Consider the following 19668-nt stretch of genomic DNA (forward strand, 5'->3'; position numbering starts at 1 on the left):
GCAAGGAAACGTTGGCGGCTGTGCAGTAGCTGATGAAGTTTCCGGCTCATCTGGCGGAAGAGTGCAACCAGAAAATGTATGCCGCTGAGGAGCCAATCGCAGCCACTGATGGGGCTGACGTTTAGCTTTGTGAGTTCGTATGAGTTGCAAGCCGACCTGCGGAATGCTTAGAAGCGGACAGCATAGGACAAGTTTTTTTTCTACAGCTTGGGAGCCTTTTCTACGGCATCAACCTGTGGATTTAAACAGTATTTTCCGCTACTATCTGGATGTACACCCAGTGTTGTTTGCTGTAGCGAAAGGAGCAGCACCTGAGGGCAGGCGGTAAAATATCGCGCGCGCGAGGGGCTTGGTTTATCCGCAAATTCACCCCTTGCCGAGCACGAATTGAAAATGGAAAAACATCAGGAAATCATGGCGTCGAAAAAGCTGAAGTCGGCAAAGCCGCTAACGGTGTTGTCTTTGTTCACAGGCACCGGCGGGCTCGATCTGGGGCTCGAAATGGCCGGCCTCGAGACTATGGTGTGCGTGGACAACGATCCCGAGTCTTGCAAGACTTTGAGGCACAACCGGCCCGATTGGAGTGTGTTCCAAGGCGACATCAGAGAGTTCGAGCCGGTTGGCACGTTCGACCTGGTTGTGGGTGGGCCTCCCTGCCAAGGCTTTAGCACTGCTGGAAAGGGTAATCCTGACGATCCACGCAATTTTCTGTGGCAGGAGTATTTCCGAGTTGTTGAACGTGTTCGACCTAAGGCCATTCTTCTTGAGAATGTCGCCGGAATGATGAACAAGAAGAACAGTCATCACATCGAAGAGTTCATAGAGAAGCTAGCCAGCCTAGGCTATTCGGCAAACTATGGCGTCCTTGACTCGTCTGCTTTTGGGGTGCCGCAAACCCGCAAGCGGTTGATTGTGGTAGCAGGGTTGGGCTTTACGCCCGAGCTACCACAAGCCGACCCGAGTGCAAAAAAGGTGTCAGCAAAGGACGCAATCCATGATCTTTTGAAAAGCTCGAAAGCGCCGAATCATGAGCCAAACAATCACGCCCCACACGTTGTTGAGCGATGGAAGCTGCTGAAAGAAGGTGAAGTCGATCCAAACTATCGGCGCGGACGCATCTATTCGGATCGACCCTCTCCAACGATTCGTGCGGGTGGGGGGCATGGGCCAAATGGTGACCATTTGGCTGGCTTTCATCCTCCGATCCACTACAAGCTACCTCGGCAGCTAACAGTGCGCGAATCGGCGCGAATTCAATCCTTCCCAGATGATTGGATTTTTTGCGGCAGCAAAACTGCCCAGGGACGTCAAGTTGGAAATGCGGTGCCTCCACTTCTTGGTAAGGCTTTAGGTGAGGCGTTAAAGCGGTCAATCGAGCAGGCAGATTTCGAACCAGTTCTGCAAAAACGACGCACTGGAACAAGCGGCTAGCTAAGGTGATGTGATGGATGTCTTTTCGCCGGACAAACGTTCTGACATCATGTCGAAAATTCGCAGCAGGGGAAATGTTGCGACTGAACAGGTCGTTGCGAAGCTATTTCGGCAACACGGCATCACTGGCTGGCGGCGACATCAAAAACTCAAGGGTACACCTGACTTCACTTTTTATAAAGAGAAGACGGTAGTGTTTGTTGATGGCTGCTACTGGCATGGATGCCCCCGATGTAGCCGTGTCCCAAAGTCCAACGTGGAGTTCTGGATCAACAAATTCGAGAGCAATAAGAGGCGTGATCGCCGGGTTAATCGTGAGCTACGTGCCTCAGGCTGGCATGTAATTCGTGTGTGGCAGTGCCGCCTTAAGAGCCAGGCAGGGTTTTTATCGCGGCTGCGGCGGACATTGAAATTGCCAGCGGAGTGAGTGCACTAAGTTCTGCCCTTATCTTGTCTTCGAAAACAGGTTGCGCCACGGGAGTGCCACCAGTTAATCCCTTGACGGCTTCTTCCAGCGTCATGAAATACGCGTCGCCCTGCGTAAGCTCGAATCGGCGTGAGGTCGGATTATGCTTGTAGTCAACTACAAACCATACAACGTCAGAAAGCGAGACGTGGTCCGTAGTTCGCATCTTTCCCATCGACTCGTAAAAAGGCCGATCCACCACGACTGCCATTCGTTTACCCCATCTCCGTAGCGTTGGTATTTTTATTTGTAACTGCGGCATCAATCTTTTTGGGCCACTACTTCGATAGTCTGGGCGCCTGTTCTCGGATGGGAAAACAATTCCGTTTCCGCCGTCTTGGATGTCTTTGGCGATTTGACTAAAGAGCTTTGGCATTTCCGGGCCAGAAAAATAAACTGCCTGAATTTCCAGTGCGATCCAAGGAAGTGGGTAATCCGGTGGTTTAGAAGCATCGACAACGACCATGTCAATCCGACCAACGTCCTCACCCTCTGATCCGTCATAAGTCTCTGACGATTCCAAGAAGCCTACTTCTCCGACTAAGATGGGAAAAGGCTGACCTAAGATGACACTGGAAGCCCAGTTGAATGCGGTAGCCCCTTCGTGAAAACGATAGGGGCAAAGTGTTCTAAGTGCACCCTTTGCACCTGATACCGGCACTACCTCGTCGTTCGGCGCGCGCGTATATGCTCTCAGGGAACATACACCACCAGACTTTGTGCAGGGTGTCAGTCCATACCCATCCACTTTTTTGAACGGGCATAGCTTCGTAGATTTCTGTTCAATACAGAACTTGTTCTCTAGGATCTCGTGTCGCTTTGTCTCCGCCTTATTCAGCGGCACATCGTTGTCGACCTTCCTTCGAAGTTGGATTAGACGTTCGCGTTCGGGCTTTGTTAGGCTGACCTTTGCTGGCACTCCATAGCTTGAAAATTCCAACCGCTCGGGTGCAGAAAGTTCTGTAAAAGACTGGCCATACCATTCACCTATACCGAAACGTGTAGTGGGATCGCCCGCCGTAGTCTCCGTTGTTGCGGTCGATGAGTGCGCATCGATTTCGATCGCTGGTGTAGGTTCATCGTCAGAGGCATGTGCGTCGTGAGTGGTACTCGTCATGTGACCAATTGTGCAGGACAAATTCCAACCGTTTGACCACAAGTTGGCTGCCTACAACGCACAGTGCGCATGCTGGTGTTGATTGACCATCATTCCTGCCTAGCTTGAGCAGGCTGCTGGCGATCACCATTGGCGCTGAGAGCCGCTTTGCACGATTGCCGTCGGTGGTGTGGGCGAACTTGCGCCGCCACAGGGTCTGCAACCTGTTCTCACGCATCAAACGCCTTACTCGGTAACCCCCGATGTGCAGCCCCTGACCGGCAAGGGCATCTGCGTCACGCTCGTCAAAGAGAACTTGACGTTCGAGCCACCGGCCACGGGTGCCGACGCGCACAAAACAGCGTACACGACTTTGATGCTGCAATTGCTGGGTGCCGTTGGTCAGTTCGAGCGTGCGCTGATAAAAGAGCGGCAGCGCGAGGGTATCGCCATCGCCAAAACCCGATACGTGTATAAAGGGCGAAAGCAAAGTCTTGATGATGTCGGTCTAGGAAAAAATCGTAAATTTGTGGCGGACGGCATGACCAAGGTTCAGATCGCTGAAAAACGTGGTATTTCTCGTGCCAGTGTTTACGTTTACCTAAAAGCATCTGGCGTTTGAGGGGAGTTAAGGACGCTCTGCAAAACTCACAGCGGTCTGTGGCAGCACGGCCTCGGGCGGTCTGCGGCGTTGCTTTTCTTGCCAATAGCTACGGCTATTGGCTGCTAAATGCGCCTTGCATCCCATCCCGATCAGCACTACCACATCCTCGCTTGAGTTTTGCAGAGCATCCTTAAATTAAAATCTTAATGAGAAATATTTAAATATGAAATATCCTGTTAAAGCGGCTAATGGTCATGCCGGAGAATATTTTTTTGCTTACCAAGTCGCGAGTGTCCTAAAATGGCCCTGTAGATTAATCGATATTGATATAGGTATAGATGCGCAGGTTGAAGTAATTAATGATGACCGCTTAAGCACTGGCAGGTTCGTAGCATTTCAGATTAAGGCTTCGAGTGTCGAGGAGCCGAACTGTCGCTATGTTACAGATGAGCAATTGCAGTACTGGCAACAATTGGGATTGCCGGTCTTCGTCGTCCTTGTGGAGCTAGGTAAGCGAAAAATGTTTTTGCATCGAGTTTCCTTTGGGGCCGAATATGAAAGGACTGCGTCTGGTGCGGTGCGTATCGATTTTGATCGAATAAAAGATATATTTACCAAAGATAGCGAAAGGTTAATAAGGGACGCGGCGTTTGAGGCAAGCTCAAGTGTGCAACAGCATCTTGATCTTGTCCGTTCTGGTATTTCCAGGATTCAAGAGACGATTGACGCAATGGTGGACTTTCCCGACGCACATTCGCTTATTGAAGCAATGGAGATGCGTCACGATTTATATGAAAAACTTGCACAAGCTGAAGCTTTAGCCACTGCAATGAAATTTGGGGAGGCTCAAGTTCATAACGTATCGGCTGAGCTTGAGCAAGTGCTAGATGATCTAAAGTCATTTATGACGCAGTCTTTTATCGTTGACCACGATGATGGTACCCAAGCGATACAGAGGTTCGTTGATTCAAGGAGATAGGTAGGTTCGCTACAGCGGAGTGCTTATGTGGTTTCCAAGTCTAGGAGTCCGGTCGGCAGAAGAAAAGCACCAAAAAATATAGTGTTTTATGGGGTCGTTGACCCCTTACCCAAGACGAAAAAATGGCTTTTAAGCGATTCTGATAGGTAAAAAAGTTTTCACCGATATTGAAATTATTTTAACACTCAGGCTCCTAGGGAATAATTCGGTCGATGAGCAACATTGTCTATGCCTTGTCAAAGATGATGAGATAGAAAAATTGCCCGGTTATATCGCCAAAAATGAAGCCCTGGGTTTCATCATTACTACTGAGCGTGGAGTGTGGATTGAAAAGTCTAAATTTTTTGACTTGCTTGGCTGCTAATAATATGAGAAAATAAAGAAACATTTCGCTGCAATGGCGAGGTGTATTGACTGACGTGCCCTGCGTCAGTTTGTTTTTTATTCCCCAATTCCACACTTGAGTTTTTCTTGTCATGCCGTTGGCGCGTGCTGACTAAACACGTCTGTGCGCCCAAGGGTTTGGGGAATATTTTTCTTCAACCTCAGGTAGTGATAACTCTCAGTTATCGACACACAGAAAGACGTCCAAAATGACCAAAATTTCCGCCGAAAGCACAGGCACGGCAACCGTCCGCAAGTCCGATACAGCCACCATCGGCAACCAGCCACCGAAGCCACCACAGTCCGTTCTGGACGGTTTTTCAGCCATGGCTGATCGCTTTATGGAAGCTGCACAATCCGAAGCCAGTAAGCGCGCTTACGACAGTGATATTCGGATGCTCGCTGCCAGTGGAATCACTATTCCGGCAACCGCCGCGGAAGTAATCGAATACCTGGCCCAATTCGCTGGAAAGCTTGCAGTGGCGACCCTTGAGCGGCGGCTCATTTCTCTTCACAAAGCCCACCTTGAGAACTCTTTTAAATCCCCGACTGTTCACATTACTGTGAAACGTACCATGCAGGGCATCCGGCGCACGCTTGGGGCAAGGCAAAAGCATGTAAGGCCAATGGTTAAAGATGACTTGCTAGAGGCAATGGTAATGATTGACCGTCAGAAGCCCGTCAAAGCTGCGCGCGACCGTGCCCTACTGTTGGTCGGATTTGCATCTGCTATGCGTCGCTCAGAGTTGGTAGCGATACAAGTTGGACATCTGACATGGCTGTCTAGCGGCATTGAAATCTTTTTGCCCCACAGCAAAACCGACCAAGAACGTCAAGGTCGCACGGTGTTTATACCGTTCGCAAATGGCGACCGCTGCCCGGTGAGTGCGTTGACACAGTGGCTAGATGTTGCCGAAATCAAAGAGGGTTTTGTCTTTAGAGCCGTCTCCCGCCATGACCGCGTTGCACGGCATGGTTTGTCTGCGCAGTCAGTGGCCCTGCTCGTTAAGTCCTCGGTGGCGCGAGTCGGAGGTGATGCCGATAAAGTCAGCGGTCATAGTCTACGCGCCGGCTACTGCACACAGGCGGCGATGACGGGGTTGCAACCGTGGCAAATTCGGGAGCAAACAGGGCACAAGTCAGACGTGACACTTGCCAAATACATTCGGCCTGTAGCAAGGCGGTCCATTCCAACTTTGCTGTGACTGGACACGAGAGCGTGCTCGCAGCCGTCCGGAATCATCCCAAGCCATAAAGCTGCCGCTGCGCTGGCGGCGCTTATCACCGCGCTTGCCCAGCATTAGACAGCAGCAGTAGATGGCACGTCGTAGGTTGCAAGTGATAACCGTGAGTGCAGGCGATGATCAAGCAATACCTGCATGATGGTTCGCATAGATTCCTCCGTTACCACGATTCGGCCAGTGGGATCGAATTGGATGTTCCAGCCCTCGGCATTGTTCACTTGCTGCAAGCGTGCCATGTAGTCCGGGTTTGCATAATTAGCCTTCTGATGAATCACGGCCATCCGCCGAAGGTGCATCGTGTTTGTGCCGACGTGGTCAATCATTGGCTGCAGGTCTGTGAAACTTGCCGCAAATACCGGATCAACTCTTAACTCAGCAAAGGAGTTGGCATATTCGATCTTATAGCCCAGCAGCGTCTCAAATGCCGCCTTGCTCATGACCAGGATATCGTTGTCAAGCACAATGAAATCCAGGTTCTTCGCAATTGTGAAGCTCTTGTCCGCGACCAAATCCAATTGATTAGCTCGGAAGACGACGTTTATGACGCTGCGCGCCTTCTTCGTCTTCCAGGTGTCGGTCACCCGCTTGACACAATAAAGTACCTTCTCACCAGCCCGCAGTCGGATCACATAGCCCGCGCAGTTTTTGAGATCACGGTCGTTTTTAACTCTATGTTCTTCAGAAGGCTCATCCACCAACGCCTTCAGATCGCCAAAGGTAGTCTCATCAGTGCCGACGTGCAAACAGCTAACTTCGTTTCGCTGGGCAACCAAGGAGTAGTCTTCAACTTCGGTATGGGCCTGCAACGATCCAATAACGATGTTTCGGAGTTCTTGCGCCAGCGCGTCTGAGACCTCAATCGAGGTAGAAGAAAAGCCGCCGCCCACTCGCTTCTTAAACACCCAAAGAGACAAAACTGCATCCGCAACAGCAAAGCCTCGGCAATCAGCCAGCGCCTTTTCCTTCGTCATTTACGATCAACCTTTGAAAGTACGTAGATGCCCTGCACAAGGCAAGAGCTAAGAGTTTGGTTTGGTAAAACGTTCTGGCGGGACAATGCCCGGAGACTTCGCTTCTTGCCTTCAATGCTGGCTTTGACCTCATACAACTGCCAGCCAACAGCAAGTAGAAGCGGGTTCATCAGAATCTGACCAGATCGATAGCTGATCAGGAACATCCACAGCATGAACAAGCCGAACCCGAGCACCTTGCCAGTACCGCCAAGCTCTACGCCCATGAAAGAAACTATGTACGGAAAAACGTAGTTGATCAGGTCATTGGGAATGGTCTTCGATTCTTCAATCGTCATTTCAGTGCTACCACGCATGTGCTTCAGCAGCCAAAGAAAAAAGACGAGGCTGAGAAACGTAACCGCAAGGAAAGTCCAGACCAAGACGGAATTCTGGAATTCGGGCAGATCACATTCGGTCCAGAACTTTGGCCTCCTGCAAAGTAAACGCGTCCAGAACTCAGACTTAATATCTTGCACTGCAAGGATTAGCGCGAGCGGAAAATATGAACCAAGAAAAAGTAGGGCAGCCGGAAGTAGCTTTATTTGCATAGTGCGCCTTCAGCGCGATTAAATTGCTGCAATTTATTACAGACTATCATAGTCCGTAACGGGTGACGACGCCCAGTGGCGATGAACTTGTCGCGATCAGTGTGTAAGCGGGTCAGCCTTGCTGGGCTTGTTTGTTGAGAAAGTGCTCGGTTCCGGTTCCAAACTTCTTTTCGTTCATGCTCCGGAGGACGTCGTCAATGTGAGACGCGGCTAAGTGGGAGTATCGTTCTGTCATCTTGGTGGTTTGGTGCCCCAACACTTTGCTTATCGACAAGAGGCTCGCACCGTTCATGGCTAGATAGCTAGCCGTCGTGTGACGGAGGTCGTGAAACCGAAACTCTGAAATTCCCGCTGTCCTCAGGGCCGCTCCCCAAGTTTTGCGTAGATCGACTGGTTGTCGTGGGTTCGTCGCACTCGGGAAAATTAGGCCAGTGGCAACACTGGTTTTATGGATTTGGATCAGCGTTGCGCGACGTTCTTCCAGTAGTTCGAGAGAGGGAGACGTGATAAGCACAGAACGCGGTTTGTCGTTCTTGGTCTTGGTCAGGTGTACCCGTGTAAAGCTCTGATCCGGCGCGGCATGAATGTCTTGCCAGCGCATGTTCATGATCTCGCCCTTACGCATTCCGGTCGCGATCGCCAGAACTACCACCAAGTACAGGTCGCGATTGGGTGAGCTTTTGCAGGCAGTGAGCAGAGACTCGCGCTCTGAGTCGGTCAAGTATCGGGTGCGCTCGTTATTAACCTTCGGACGCTGCACATTTTCAACTGGCGAAGACTCGCACCAGTTCCACTGCTTGCGCGCCACGGTGAACGCATGCGAAAGTGCCATCATGTAGCGCAGGACAGTTGCTGGGGCGGGTGGCTTCCCAAGCCTTGTTGTCGACTTTTTGAACTTGTCGATGCTGCGTGTCACAAGGTCGGTCGTAACTTCAGACAGGGCGTAGTGACCAAGCTGTCCAATCCACCACTCGATATGCGTTTTGTGGTCTTTGCCGCCGCTCGCCTTGTCAATCAGAACATTTTCTTTGTACCGTTCCAGCATCTCGCGGACGGTGTGCTGGCTCGCTGGATTCTTGCGAATCGTCATGCCAGTGCGGATTTCGGTTTCCGTCTGAGCCGCCCACTTCTTGGCGTCGTTCTTCCGAAGAAAAGTAGCAGAGCGTGGAGGGTAGCCGTGGATGCGGACTTGAGCTTGATAGCTCAGGTTGCCGTCTTGATCTTTGCGTTCGCGGATTGAGGCCATTGTTGCAGTTTGTGTACGTCAGCGATAAGCGACGGCGCAAACTTGGCCGAAAACGGAGATGCACTGCTGGGCAGTGCTGCCAAATTGTGCCGCCTACTGTGACATGAATGTGACAGCAAACGGCACTTTGGACTGTACGACTCGGTAAGTCGTTGATTCTATTGGTGCCGGAGAGATGAATCGAACACCCGACCTTCTCATTACGAATGAGCTGCTCTACCGACTGAGCTACACCGGCACATTAGCCTTCAATTATAGCTTGTCGAAATAGGTCTCGGCCTTGGCAACTTCATTTTTGGAGCCCAGCACCACGCTTACGCGCTCGTGGAGCTTTTGCGGGACGATGTCGAGGATGCGCTGGGTGCCGGTGCTGGCAGCGCCACCGGCCTGTTCGACCAGCCAGCCCATCGGGTTGGCTTCGTACATCAGGCGCAGCTTGCCGGGTTTGCCGGGTTCACGCTTGTCCCAGGGGTACAGGAAGATGCCGCCGCGCGTGAGGATGCGGTGCACGTCGGTGACCATGCTGGCGATCCAGCGCATGTTGAAGTCTTTGCCGCGCGGGCCTTCCGAGCCTTGCAGGCAGTCGTCGATGTAGCGCTTCACCGGGGTGTCCCAGTGGCGCATATTGCTCATGTTGATGGCAAATTCTTGGGTGTCGGGCGGGATCTGGACGTTTTCTTGGGTCAGGAAGAACGAGCCCTGTTCGCGGTCCAGGGTGAACATGGCAACACCGTTGCCCACCGTCAGTACCAGCGTGGTTTGTGGGCCGTAGAGGCAGTAACCTGCGGCGACCTGGTTTTTGCCGGGCTGGTAGAAGTCTTGCTCGACCACGGCTTCATCGCCCTTGGGCTTTTTCAGCACGCTGAAGATGGTGCCGATGCTGACGTTCACGTCGATGTTGCTGGAGCCGTCCAGGGGGTCGAACAGCAGCAGGTATTCGCCCTGCGGGTAGCCGTTGGGCACGGCGTGGATTTCTTCCATTTCCTCCGAGGCCATGGCCGCCAGGTGGCCGCCCCATTCGTTGGCTTCAATGAGTACTTCGTTGGCAATGATGTCCAGCTTTTTCTGGATTTCGCCCTGCACGTTTTCTGATTCGGCCGAGCCCAGCACGCCGCCGAGCGCACCTTTGTTGACGGCGTGGCTGATACCTTTGCAGGCGCGGGCCACGACTTCGATCAGCAGGCGCAGCTGCGACGGGATCAGGCCGTCAACGCGTTGTTGTTCGACGAGGTAGCGGGTGAGAGAGATGTGTTGCGACATGGGATTGTTCTTTCCTCGTTATTGTTAGTCGGCCAGTGCGCGGGAAACCACCTCGCGCACGTCGTTGCTGAGGTCGGCTTTGGCGGCCACGCGGCCCAGCGCTTCGCGGGCGGCGGTGCGGTAGGGCTCGGCCAGGTTTTTCCAGCGGTCCAGGGCGCGTGCCAGACGGGCGGCGACCTGGGGGTTGATGCCGTCGAGCTCCATGACGCGCTCGCTCCAGAACACGTAGCCCGCCGCGTCCTTGCGGTGGAAGGCCCCGGGGTTGGCGCTGCAGTAGCTGAAGACCACGCTGCGGGCGCGGTTGGGGTTGCGCAGGCTGAAGTCAGGGTGCTTGAGCAACTGGCGCACCGCGGGCAGGATGTCGCCGTTGCGGTCCGGGGCACCGGCTTGCAGGGCAAACCATTTGTCCAGCACCAGCGGCTCGTCCTTGAACAAGGCATGGAAACGGGGCAGGGCCTGCGCCGCCAGCGGGTGGCCGCTGGAGACCAGGGCGCTGAGCGCGTTGAAGCGGTCGGTCATGTTGCCCGCATCCTTGAAGCGCTGCAGTGATTTGCCGGGCCAGACCGTGTCGCCGCTGGCAAGCGCTGCCAGGCAGAGCTGACTCAGGGCCATGCCGGTCAGGGCGCGGCGGCCACTGGACAGCGGATCGGGCGAGTAGGCGCCAGTGTCGCTGTAGCTGGCGTAGACCCACGCCCAGTCATCGGTCAGCGCCTGTGCCAGCTGGCTGCGCATGGCTTCGCGCACCGCGTGGATGCGCTGCGGATCGACCACGTCGAGCTGTTCGGCCAGGTAGGTCTCGGATGGCAGGGTCAGCACCAGTTCTTTGAAGGCGGCGTCCAGATCGGGGTGGCGCAACACGCTGCGCATAGCCTCGATATAGGCATCGTTTAGCGGCTTGTCGCTTATGGTATCAGCGTGAGCAGCTATTAAAGAAATAGCGGATCGCACGGCCAGGCGTTGCCCGGCTTCCCAGCGGTTGAAGGCATCGGTGTCATGCGCCAGCAGGGTCAGCAACTGGGCATCGGTGTAGTCGAACGCCAGCACCACCGGGGCCGAGAAGCCGCGCAGGATGCTGGGCACGGGCTCGGCATACAGGTTGACGAAGGTCAGCGTTTCCTCAGCCTCCGACATCACGAAGGTGTAGGGCGCGGTAAGCGTGGAGCCGTCGGCGCTGTGCAGGGCGAGCTCGGTGCCGTCTTGCGCCAGCAAACCCAGGCCGACCGGGATCACGAACGGCTCTTTGGCGGCCTGGCCGGGGGTGGGCGCGCAGGTTTGTGCCAGCGTCAGCGTGTAGCTGCGCGAGGCGGCATCGTAACGGCCTGCGGCGTGCACGCGCGGTGTGCCGGCCTGGCTGTACCAGCGCTTGAACTGGGGCAGCAGGCGCGCCAGGTCGGACTGCGGGTTGGCATCGGCAATCGCCTGGGCGAAGTCGTCGCAGGTCACGGCCTGGCCGTCGAAGCGGTCGAAGTACAGGGCCATGCCCTGGGCAAAGCCGTCTCTGCCGACCAGCGTCTGCATCATGCGCACCACTTCCGCACCTTTTTCGTAGATGGTGACGGTGTAGAAGTTGTTGATCTCGATGTAGCTGTCGGGCCGCACCGGGTGGGCCATGGGGCCCGCATCTTCAGGGAATTGGGCGGTGCGCAGCACGCGCACGTCTTCGATGCGCTTGACCGCCTTGGCGGACGGGTCGCGGCACAGGTCCAGGCTGAATTCCTGGTCGCGGAAAACGGTCAGGCCCTCTTTCAGGCTCAACTGGAACCAGTCGCGGCAGGTGACGCGGTTGCCGCTCCAGTTGTGGAAGTACTCGTGGCCCACCACCGACTCGATGTTGGCGAAGTCGGTGTCGGTCGCGGTGGCCTGGTTGGCCAGCACGTACTTGGTGTTGAAGATGTTCAGGCCCTTGTTTTCCATTGCGCCCATGTTGAAGTCGCTGGTGGCGACGATCATGAAGCGTTCCAGGTCCAGCGGCAGGTTGAAGCGGGCTTCGTCCCAGGCAATCGAGGCCATCAGCGAATGCATGGCGTGCTCGGTCTTGTCCAGGTCGCCGGGGCGCACAAACACCTGCAGCAGGTGGTCTTTGCCGTTGCGCGCGGTGATGCGCTGCTCGCGGCTCACCAGCTGGCCGGCCACCAGCGCAAACAGGTAGCAAGGCTTGCGGAAGGGGTCTTCCCACTTGGCAAAGTGGCGGCCATCGTCCAGCGGGCCCTGGTCCACCAGGTTGCCATTGCTCAGCAGCACCGGGTACTTGGCCCGGTCGGCGCGCAGCACCACGGTGTAGGTGGCCATCACATCCGGGCGGTCCAGAAAATAGGTGATGCGGCGAAAGCCCTCGGCCTCGCACTGGGTGAAAAAGGTGTCGTTGCTGACGAACAGGCCCATCAGCTTGGTGTTCTTAATGGGCGCGCAGGTAGTGAAGATTTCCAGATCGAACGCGCCGTCGTCCACCGAGGGCAGGTTCTCCAGCACCAGCTGGCTGCCTTCGATCTTGAAGGAGGCCCCCTGGCCGTTGACCAGCACGCGCGCCAGGTTGAGCTCTTCGCCGTCCAGGCGCAGCGCCTGGGCGGGTACGTCGGGGTTACGGCGCATGCGCATCTTGTTGAGCACGCGGGTCTTGGCCGGGTCCAGGTCAAAGCACAGCTCCACCGTGTCGATCCAGAAAGCAGGCGCGGTGTAGTCGGCCCGGTGGATGGCTGTCGCCTGTCCTTCACGGTACATGGAGGGTCTCCAAAAAATTCGATTGCAAAAGTTCTTCGTAATTGTGCACAGTGGCGATGACGTGCGGCCCGGCCAGCTCTTCGGGCGTGTTGCTGGTGCAGATGGCCACGGCCCGCATGCCAGCCCGGCGTGCAGCTTCTATGCCAAAGGGTGCGTCTTCGAACACGATGCAGTGCTCGGGGGCAATACCGATGCGCTGTGCCGCTGCCAAAAAGATAGCGGGTGTGGGCTTGCCGCTGAGGCCCTCGTCACCGCGTGCAATCGCATCGGGTGGTGGGTTCATCTGCAAATGGCCCAGCGCGAATTCCACGTTGTGGATGTCGCCCGCCGTACCCACAGCCACTTTCAGGCCGCGGGCCCGGGTGGCGGTGTGGAAGGCGCTGAAGCCCGCCACTTCTTTGAAGATGGGCCCAAAAATGTCGCGGTAAAGCTGCTCTTTCTCGTGCACCAACGCCCAGGCCTGGGACTCAGCCATGTCCGGCTGGTCGAGGATCAGGCGCACGCATTCCAGTCCGGTGCGGCCTGTGGTGCGGCGCATCAGCTCGCCGATCTCCATGGCCACACCGTGCTTTTGGGCAAAGTCCAGCCAGGTGGAGGTGTGGTGCGGCATGGAGTCGACCATGGTGCCGTCCATGTCGAAAATGATGGCTTTGGTGGGTTGCGACAGAAGGGCTTGCATTACACGCCTTGCTTGAGGGAGGCTTCGATGAAGATGTCCAGGTCGCCGTCCAGCACCTTCTGGGTGGCCGAGACTTCGACATTGGTGCGCAAATCCTTGATGCGGCTGTTGTCCAGCACGTAGCTGCGGATCTGGTGGCCCCAGCCCACGTCGGTCTTGGTGTCTTCCAGCTTTTGCTGGGCTTCTTGCTGTTTGCGCAGTTCGAAGTCGTACAGGCGGCTGCGCAGGCGCTTCCAGGCGACATCACGGTTGCTGTGCTGGCTGCGGCCGTCCTGGCACTGCACCACGATGCCGGTGGGGATGTGCGTCAGGCGCACGGCCGAGTCGGTCTTGTTGATGTGCTGGCCGCCTGCGCCGCTGGCGCGGAAGGTGTCGGTGCGCACATCGCTGGGGTTGATGTCGATCTCGATCGAGTCGTCCACCTCGGGGTAGACAAACACGCTGGCAAAGCTGGTGTGGCGGCCGCCCGAGCTGTCAAACGGGCTTTTGCGCACCAGGCGGTGCACGCCGGTCTCGGTGCGCAGCAGGCCAAAGGCGTATTCGCCCTCGATCTTGATGGTTGCACCCTTGATGCCGGCGGTGTCGCCGTCGGTGATGTCTTCCACGGTGGCGGTGAAACCCTTGCGTTCGGCATAGCGCAGGTACTGGCGCAGCAGCATGCTGGCCCAATCGCAGGCTTCGGTGCCACCGGCACCGGCCTGGATGTCCAGGAAGCAGGGCAGGGGGTCGGCGGGGTTGTTGAACATGCGGCGGAACTCGAGGGCTTCGACCTCGGTGGCCAGCCCTGCCGTTTCGGTCTCGATGGTGATCAGGCCGTCTTCGTCACCTTCTTCCTTCGACATTTCGAACAACTCGGTGTTGTCGGCCAGCTCACGGGTGAGCTTGTCCAGCGACAGCACCACCGCGTCGAGCGACTTCTTTTCCTTGCCCAGTTCCTGGGCTTTTTTCGGGTCGTTCCAGACGCTGGGGTCTTCTAGCGAGGCATTGACGGTGCGCAGGCGTTCGGCTTTGGCATCGACGTCAAAGATACCTCCGTAAATCTTCGGTACGCACGCTCAGGGTGCTGAGTTGGTTGCCAATGGTGTTGATACGTTCTGCGTCCATGAGATTCTTCCTTGGGGTGTGTACGGGTCTGCTGCGGGGCACGGGGGCTTCCATGCAGACAAGCGGGCATAGGGTGGCTAATCGGATATTTTCTCATGCCCCCGTACCCGGGTCAGGGGGGCGGTGTCGGTCCGAGGAGTGCGCTCCAGCGCATTTTCTGACCCGGTGGCTTTTGTATTCAAAAACAGTGTCTTTGGGCGCGCAAAGGACCACAGAAAGTGCGTTTTGAAACACAATGTATCTTAAAGGCACCTTGCTGCCGCCCGTCTGAGCCCCCGAATGCGACCAGATGCACACCTCCGTCTTGCCCCATACCGACGCCCACCGCAGATTGAAAGCCAGCATGGTGGCCCTGGGGGTGTTGGCGGTGGCGTCCTTGCTGGTCACCCTGGCGATGCCACCATTGACCGGCCTGGCCCTGGGCCATACGGACATGTTGTCGGTACATACCGTGATGGAGTTTTTTGCCATCCTGGTTGCCATGCAGGTGGTGTCGGTGTCCTGGCACGCCTTTGACGCGCGGGAAGCGCGGTCGGCCCCTATCCTGGTGTGCGGCTTCCTGATTGTGGCCTGCTGTGATCTGGTGCATGCCCTGTCTTATGCGGGCATGCCGGACTTCCTGGCCCCCAGCGGCACGCCCCGGGCCATTTTTTTCTGGCTGATGGGGCGCAGCTTCGAAGTGGCCACCATGGCCCTGGTGGCCGTGGAGTGGGTGCCACCACTGTCGCGCAAGTTTTGGCTGTGCGTGGGCGTGGGGGTGTCTGCGGGTCTGGTCTGGTTTGGCTCGTATGCGCTGGAGGCCTTTCCGGCGACTTTCGTGTCGGGGCAGGGTGTCACGCCCTTCAAGGCGAACTTTGAGTATGTGCTGTGCCTGCTGAACCTGGCCGTGGCCTTGGTGCTGTGGCGCCGTGCCGAGCGCAGCGGCCTGCCGCGCCTGTATATGCTGGCCTTGTCCAGCTTTGTAATGGGCGTGGGGGAGCTGTCGTTCACCGCCTATGTGGCCCCGTCTGATTTTCAGAACATTTTTGGCCATGCCTACAAACTGGTCGCCTATGTGCTGCTGTACCAGGCCACCTTCGTCACCAGTATCCGCCAGCCCTTTGAGGATCTGCGGCGCTCCGAAAACAGCTTGCGGGCAAGCGAGAACCGCTACCACTCCGCCCTGGCTTCCTTGTCGGAAGGGGTGGTGGTGCAGGGCGCGAGCGGAGCCATTCTGACCGCCAACCGCGCCGCCGCGTCCATTCTGGGCCTGACGGTGGAGCAGCTCCTGGGTCTGGGCATGGAGGCTCCGCACTGGCATGCCATCCAGCCCGACGGCCTTCCCTGGCCCGCGGATGCCTACCCTTTCAACGTGACATTGCGCACCGGTCGACCCACTTCCAAGGTCACCATGGGCATCTACAAGCCGGATGGATCGCTGGTCTGGATTCTGGTGAATTGCGAGCCGATGGGGGTGCCGGGCGACACGGTGGTTCGGTCGGTGGTCACCTCATTCACCGACATCACCTTGCGCAAGGAAGCCGAAACCCAGCTACGGATTGCCGCCATCGCCTTCGAGTCCCAGGAAGGGATGATGATCACCGATGCCCGGCATGTGATTTTGCGGGTCAACCAGGCTTTTATAGAGAACACCGGCTACTCGGCGCAAGAGGTGGTGGGCAAGACCCCGCGCATGCTGCAGTCGGGGCGGCATGACCGCGCTTTCTATGCGGCGATGTGGGAGGTGGTCAACCGCACGGGCGTCTGGCAGGGCGAGGTATGGGACCGGCGCAAGAACGGCGAGCAATACCCCAACTGGCTGACCATCTCTGCCGTCAAAGGGGCCGATGGCACCGTCACCCACTATGTGGGGGCGCATCTGGATATTTCCCGGCGCAAGGCTGCCGAGGACCAGCTCCACCGCCTGTCGTTCTACGACCCCTTGACCCAGTTGCCCAACCGCCGCCTGCTGCTGGACCGCCTGGGTCATGCCCTGGCCAACCATGCCCGCAGCCAACGCCCGGGCGCGGTGCTGCTGATCGACCTGGACCATTTCAAGACCCTCAACGACACCCAGGGCCACGAGGTGGGCGACCGCCTGCTCATCCAGGTCGCCCAGCGGCTGCAATGCGCGGTACGCCAGGGGGATACGGTGGCCCGCCTGGGTGGCGATGAATTCGTGGTGCTGCTGGAAAGCTTCGATCCCGACAGTCTGCTGGCCACGCAGATCGAAGTCCGGGCTGAAAAAATTTGCCTCGCGCTGGACCAGCCCTACCAGCTACAACTCAAGCCAGAAGACGGCCAGCGCCATACCATCGAGTACCACTCCACCGCCAGCATTGGCGTCACCCTGCTGGGCGGCGGGAACCATAACGTGGATGAGTTGCTGATGCAGGCCGACCTGGCGATGTACCAGGCCAAAAATTCAGGCCGTCACGCCATCCGCTTCTTCGACCCCGACATGCAAGCCCGCGTGAATGCGCGCACCGTGCTGGAGGCCGAGATGCGCGAAGCGCTGCTCAAAGGGCAGTTCCTCTTGCACTACCAGCCCCAGGTGGAAGGGGGGCAGCAGCGCCTCACCGGGGTCGAGGTCCTGGTGCGCTGGCTGCACCCCGAACGCGGCATGGTGTCGCCCGCCGCTTTTATCCCCTTGGCAGAAACCAGCGGGCTGATCCTGCCCCTGGGTGCCTGGGTCCTGCGAACCGCCTGCACCCAATTGGCCGCCTGGGCGGGCCAGCCCCACATGGCGGACTTGACGGTGGCGGTGAACGTCAGCGCCCACCAGTTCGCCCAGCCTGACTTCACCGCCCAGGTGCTGGACGTGCTGGCGCAGACCGGGGCACCGCCCCAGCGCCTCAAGCTGGAGCTCACCGAGAGCACGCTGGTCAGCAACGTCGAGGCCATCATCGCCAAGATGCTGCTGCTCAAGGCACATGGGGTGGGCTTTTCGCTGGACGACTTCGGCACCGGCTATTCGTCCCTGTCCTACCTGAAGCGCCTGCCGCTGGACCAGCTGAAAATCGACCAGTCGTTTGTGCGCGACGTACTCACCGACCCCAACGATGCCGCCATCGCCCAGATGATCGTCGCCCTGGGCGGCAGCCTGGGCCTGGCGGTGATCGCCGAGGGCGTGGAGATGGAAGCCCAGCGCCAGTTTCTGGCCGCCCACGGCTGCCACGCCTACCAGGGCTATCTGTTCAGCAAACCCCTGCCGCTGGAGGCTTTCGAGGCCTTGGCGCAGCGCCGCCTGGACACTCCCTAAAACCGCCTCAGGCCGCCAACGCCAGTGGGCCATGGCCCGTAGCGGCTTGGTTCAGCCGAAACACCGACACCGTCTGTACCAGCTCGGCCGCCTGGTGCTTCAGGCTGTCGGCGGCGGCGGCGCTTTGCTCGACCAGCGCAGCGTTTTGCTGGGTGGTCTGGTCGATCTGGGTGATGGCCTCGCTGATTTGCGCCACCCCCTGGGTTTGTTCGCGGCTGGCGGCGCTGATGTCGCCCATGATGTCGGTGACGCGGCGGATGGAGGCCACCACCTCCTGCATGGCGGCGCCACTGTCAATCACCAGCGCCGAGCCCTGGGCCATGCGCTGCACACTGGTCTGGATCAGGCCCTTGATCTCGCGCGCGGCATCGGCGCTGCGCTGCGCCAGCAGGCGCACCTCGCTGGCCACCACCGCAAAGCCCCGGCCCTGCTCCCCGGCGCGGGCGGCTTCCACGGCAGCGTTCAGCGCCAGGATATTGGTCTGGAAGGCAATGCCGTCGATCACGCCCACGATGTCGCCGATCTGGGCCGAGGCCTGGGCGATCCCGGTCATGGTGTCGGCCGCGCGGGTGAAAACCTCGGAGCCGCGCACGGCCACACCAGAGGCTTGCAGGGCCAGCTGGTTGGCCTGTTGGGCCCCCTCGGTGTTTTGCTGGATGGTGGCCCCCAGTTCTTCCATGCTGGCGGCTGTTTCTTCCAGGGCCGAGGCCTGGGCTTCGGTACGCGCGCTCAGGTCGTGGTTGCCCAGGGCGATCTCCTGGCTGGCGCTGGAGACGCTTTCGGCGCTGGCGCGCACGCTGCCGACCACCTGGGCCAGGCTGTTTTGCATGCGGTGCAGGGCATTGAGCAGGTCGGCCAGCTCGTCTTTGCCCGACGCTGGCTGTGCGGCGGTCAGGTCGCCGCTGGCTACCGATTGCGACACGCCCAGCGCGTGGCCGATGCGGGCGGTGATGGTGCGGCTGAAGCGCCAGCTCGCCAGCATCACGGCCAGGCAGACCAGCAGCATCACCGCCAGGCTGATGGTGGTGGCGCGCTGGCCGTTCTGGGCGGCCAGGTCGGCCACGGCGCGGCTGTCGGTGGCAATGGCTTTTTCGGCCTCGTCCAGTAGCTTGGCGGGTTCGCGGTCCATGCCTTGCACGGCCTTATCGCCTACGGTGGGGTCGAAGTCGGCGGCCTTGAAGGCCTCCAGCCCCTTGCGGTACGCCGCGCCCATGGTTTGGTGGGACTGCGCAAAACGCTCGACCAGACCCCGCGCGTCGCCCGGTGGCAGGGACTGCTGCAGGGTGCTGGCGGCTTTGGCGATCTCGGCTTCCTTGGTTTCAAACGCCTTCCAGTAGCGCGCCAGTGGCTCGGGGTTTTTGCCGCGCAAGAGCACGTTCTTCCACTCTTGCACCTGCACTTTGAAGTCGTTGAGCAAATGCCCGATCGCCCGCTCGTTGCTGTAGCGCTCTTGCACCGTGGTCTGGTAGGTTGCCAGCGACTGGTTCAGCTGGTAGATGCCAAACAGCGCGGCGCACAGCACCAGCACCATGGCGGCGGCGAACGCCAGAGGAAGTTTGAGGCTGAGTTTCATGCATCACCGCTGTGTAGCGCCCGTGTAGCCAAGGTGATTACATGTTGACACAAATAACCGGTGCATGCCATCGCTTAAGTTG

15 protein-coding genes and 1 tRNA gene are annotated in these 19668 nt (G+C 57.9%); 6 read left to right on the forward strand and 10 right to left on the reverse strand.

The features are described 5' to 3' along the window. Positions 1–393: 393 nt before the first annotated feature. Together AB3G31_RS03905 and AB3G31_RS03910 are read left to right on the forward strand one after the other, a co-directional pair. Positions 394–1431, forward strand: coding sequence for a DNA cytosine methyltransferase (locus AB3G31_RS03905; protein WP_367848909.1), 1038 nt, complete (start codon positions 394–396; stop codon positions 1429–1431). Positions 1432–1480: 49 nt separating this feature from the next. Then, entirely contained in the window at positions 1481–1858 is a 378-nt protein-coding gene (locus AB3G31_RS03910; protein ID WP_367850285.1) for a very short patch repair endonuclease, read from the forward strand. Here AB3G31_RS03910 and AB3G31_RS03915 read toward each other — a convergent pair. Then, positions 1797–3014, reverse strand: coding sequence for a NotI family restriction endonuclease (locus AB3G31_RS03915; protein ID WP_367848910.1), 1218 nt, complete (start codon positions 3012–3014; stop codon positions 1797–1799). The genes AB3G31_RS03910 and AB3G31_RS03915 overlap by 62 nt on opposite strands. 244 nt (positions 3015–3258) lie before the next feature. Here AB3G31_RS03915 and AB3G31_RS03920 point away from each other — a divergent pair, with 244 nt between their 5' ends. The 3 genes from AB3G31_RS03920 to AB3G31_RS03930 all read left to right on the forward strand — a co-directional run bounded on the left by AB3G31_RS03920 (position 3259) and on the right by AB3G31_RS03930 (position 6165). Further along, positions 3259–3615: a recombinase family protein gene (locus tag AB3G31_RS03920; protein WP_367848911.1), complete on the forward strand. Its 357-nt coding sequence runs from the start codon at positions 3259–3261 to the stop codon at positions 3613–3615. 205 nt (positions 3616–3820) lie between these two features. Continuing rightward, entirely contained in the window at positions 3821–4576 is a 756-nt protein-coding gene (locus AB3G31_RS03925; protein ID WP_367848912.1) for a DUF4365 domain-containing protein, read from the forward strand. Between the two features lie 593 nt (positions 4577–5169). Further along, the gene (locus AB3G31_RS03930; RefSeq protein ID WP_367848913.1) at positions 5170–6165 is read left to right on the forward strand and encodes a site-specific integrase; all 996 of its coding nucleotides are present in this window, start codon (positions 5170–5172) and stop codon (positions 6163–6165) included. Between the two features lie 95 nt (positions 6166–6260). Here AB3G31_RS03930 and AB3G31_RS03935 read toward each other — a convergent pair whose 3' ends face one another. The 8 genes from AB3G31_RS03935 to prfB form a co-directional block, all read right to left on the reverse strand. Then, the gene (locus AB3G31_RS03935; protein WP_367848914.1) at positions 6261–7175 is read right to left on the reverse strand and encodes a Kiwa anti-phage protein KwaB-like domain-containing protein; all 915 of its coding nucleotides are present in this window, start codon (positions 7173–7175) and stop codon (positions 6261–6263) included. Beyond that, on the reverse strand, positions 7172–7765 hold the full coding sequence (locus AB3G31_RS03940; protein ID WP_367848915.1) for a hypothetical protein: 594 nt from the start codon (positions 7763–7765) through the stop codon (positions 7172–7174). Before AB3G31_RS03940 ends, AB3G31_RS03935 begins: the two co-directional genes overlap by 4 nt. Positions 7766–7877: 112 nt before the next feature. Next, positions 7878–9011 carry a tyrosine-type recombinase/integrase gene (locus AB3G31_RS03945; RefSeq protein WP_367848916.1) on the reverse strand — a complete coding sequence of 378 codons (1134 nt, stop codon included), beginning with the start codon at positions 9009–9011 and terminating at the stop codon, positions 7878–7880. Positions 9012–9173: 162 nt separating this feature from the next. Then, a tRNA-Thr gene (locus tag AB3G31_RS03950) sits at positions 9174–9249 on the reverse strand. Between the two features lie 14 nt (positions 9250–9263). Next, a complete protein-coding gene (locus AB3G31_RS03955) occupies positions 9264–10271 on the reverse strand; it encodes a class 1 fructose-bisphosphatase (RefSeq protein WP_367848917.1) in 1008 nt (335 codons plus the stop codon). A gap of 24 nt (positions 10272–10295) precedes the next feature. Further along, positions 10296–12989, reverse strand: coding sequence for an aminopeptidase N (gene pepN / locus AB3G31_RS03960; protein ID WP_367848918.1), 2694 nt, complete (start codon positions 12987–12989; stop codon positions 10296–10298). After that, on the reverse strand, positions 12979–13668 hold the full coding sequence (locus tag AB3G31_RS03965) for an HAD family hydrolase (RefSeq protein WP_367848919.1): 690 nt from the start codon (positions 13666–13668) through the stop codon (positions 12979–12981). The genes pepN and AB3G31_RS03965 overlap by 11 nt, the downstream gene beginning before the upstream one ends. Further along, a protein-coding gene (gene prfB / locus AB3G31_RS03970; protein ID WP_367848920.1) for a peptide chain release factor 2 occupies positions 13668–14772 on the reverse strand; the annotation gives its coding sequence in 2 pieces (ribosomal slippage) (positions 13668–14690 and positions 14692–14772; 1104 coding nt in all). The genes AB3G31_RS03965 and prfB overlap by 1 nt, the downstream gene beginning before the upstream one ends. A gap of 289 nt (positions 14773–15061) precedes the next feature. Here prfB and AB3G31_RS03975 point away from each other — a divergent pair. Then, positions 15062–18013 carry an EAL domain-containing protein gene (locus tag AB3G31_RS03975; RefSeq protein WP_367848921.1) on the forward strand — a complete coding sequence of 984 codons (2952 nt, stop codon included), beginning with the start codon at positions 15062–15064 and terminating at the stop codon, positions 18011–18013. Positions 18014–18020: 7 nt separating this feature from the next. Here the strand turns inward: AB3G31_RS03975 and AB3G31_RS03980 are convergent, their stop codons facing one another. Next, positions 18021–19586 carry a methyl-accepting chemotaxis protein gene (locus AB3G31_RS03980; protein ID WP_367848922.1) on the reverse strand — a complete coding sequence of 522 codons (1566 nt, stop codon included), beginning with the start codon at positions 19584–19586 and terminating at the stop codon, positions 18021–18023. Positions 19587–19668: the final 82 nt, after the last annotated feature.

Source organism: Rhodoferax sp. WC2427, from assembly GCF_040822085.1.
Taxonomy (GTDB): Bacteria; Pseudomonadota; Gammaproteobacteria; order Burkholderiales; family Burkholderiaceae_C; genus Rhodoferax_B.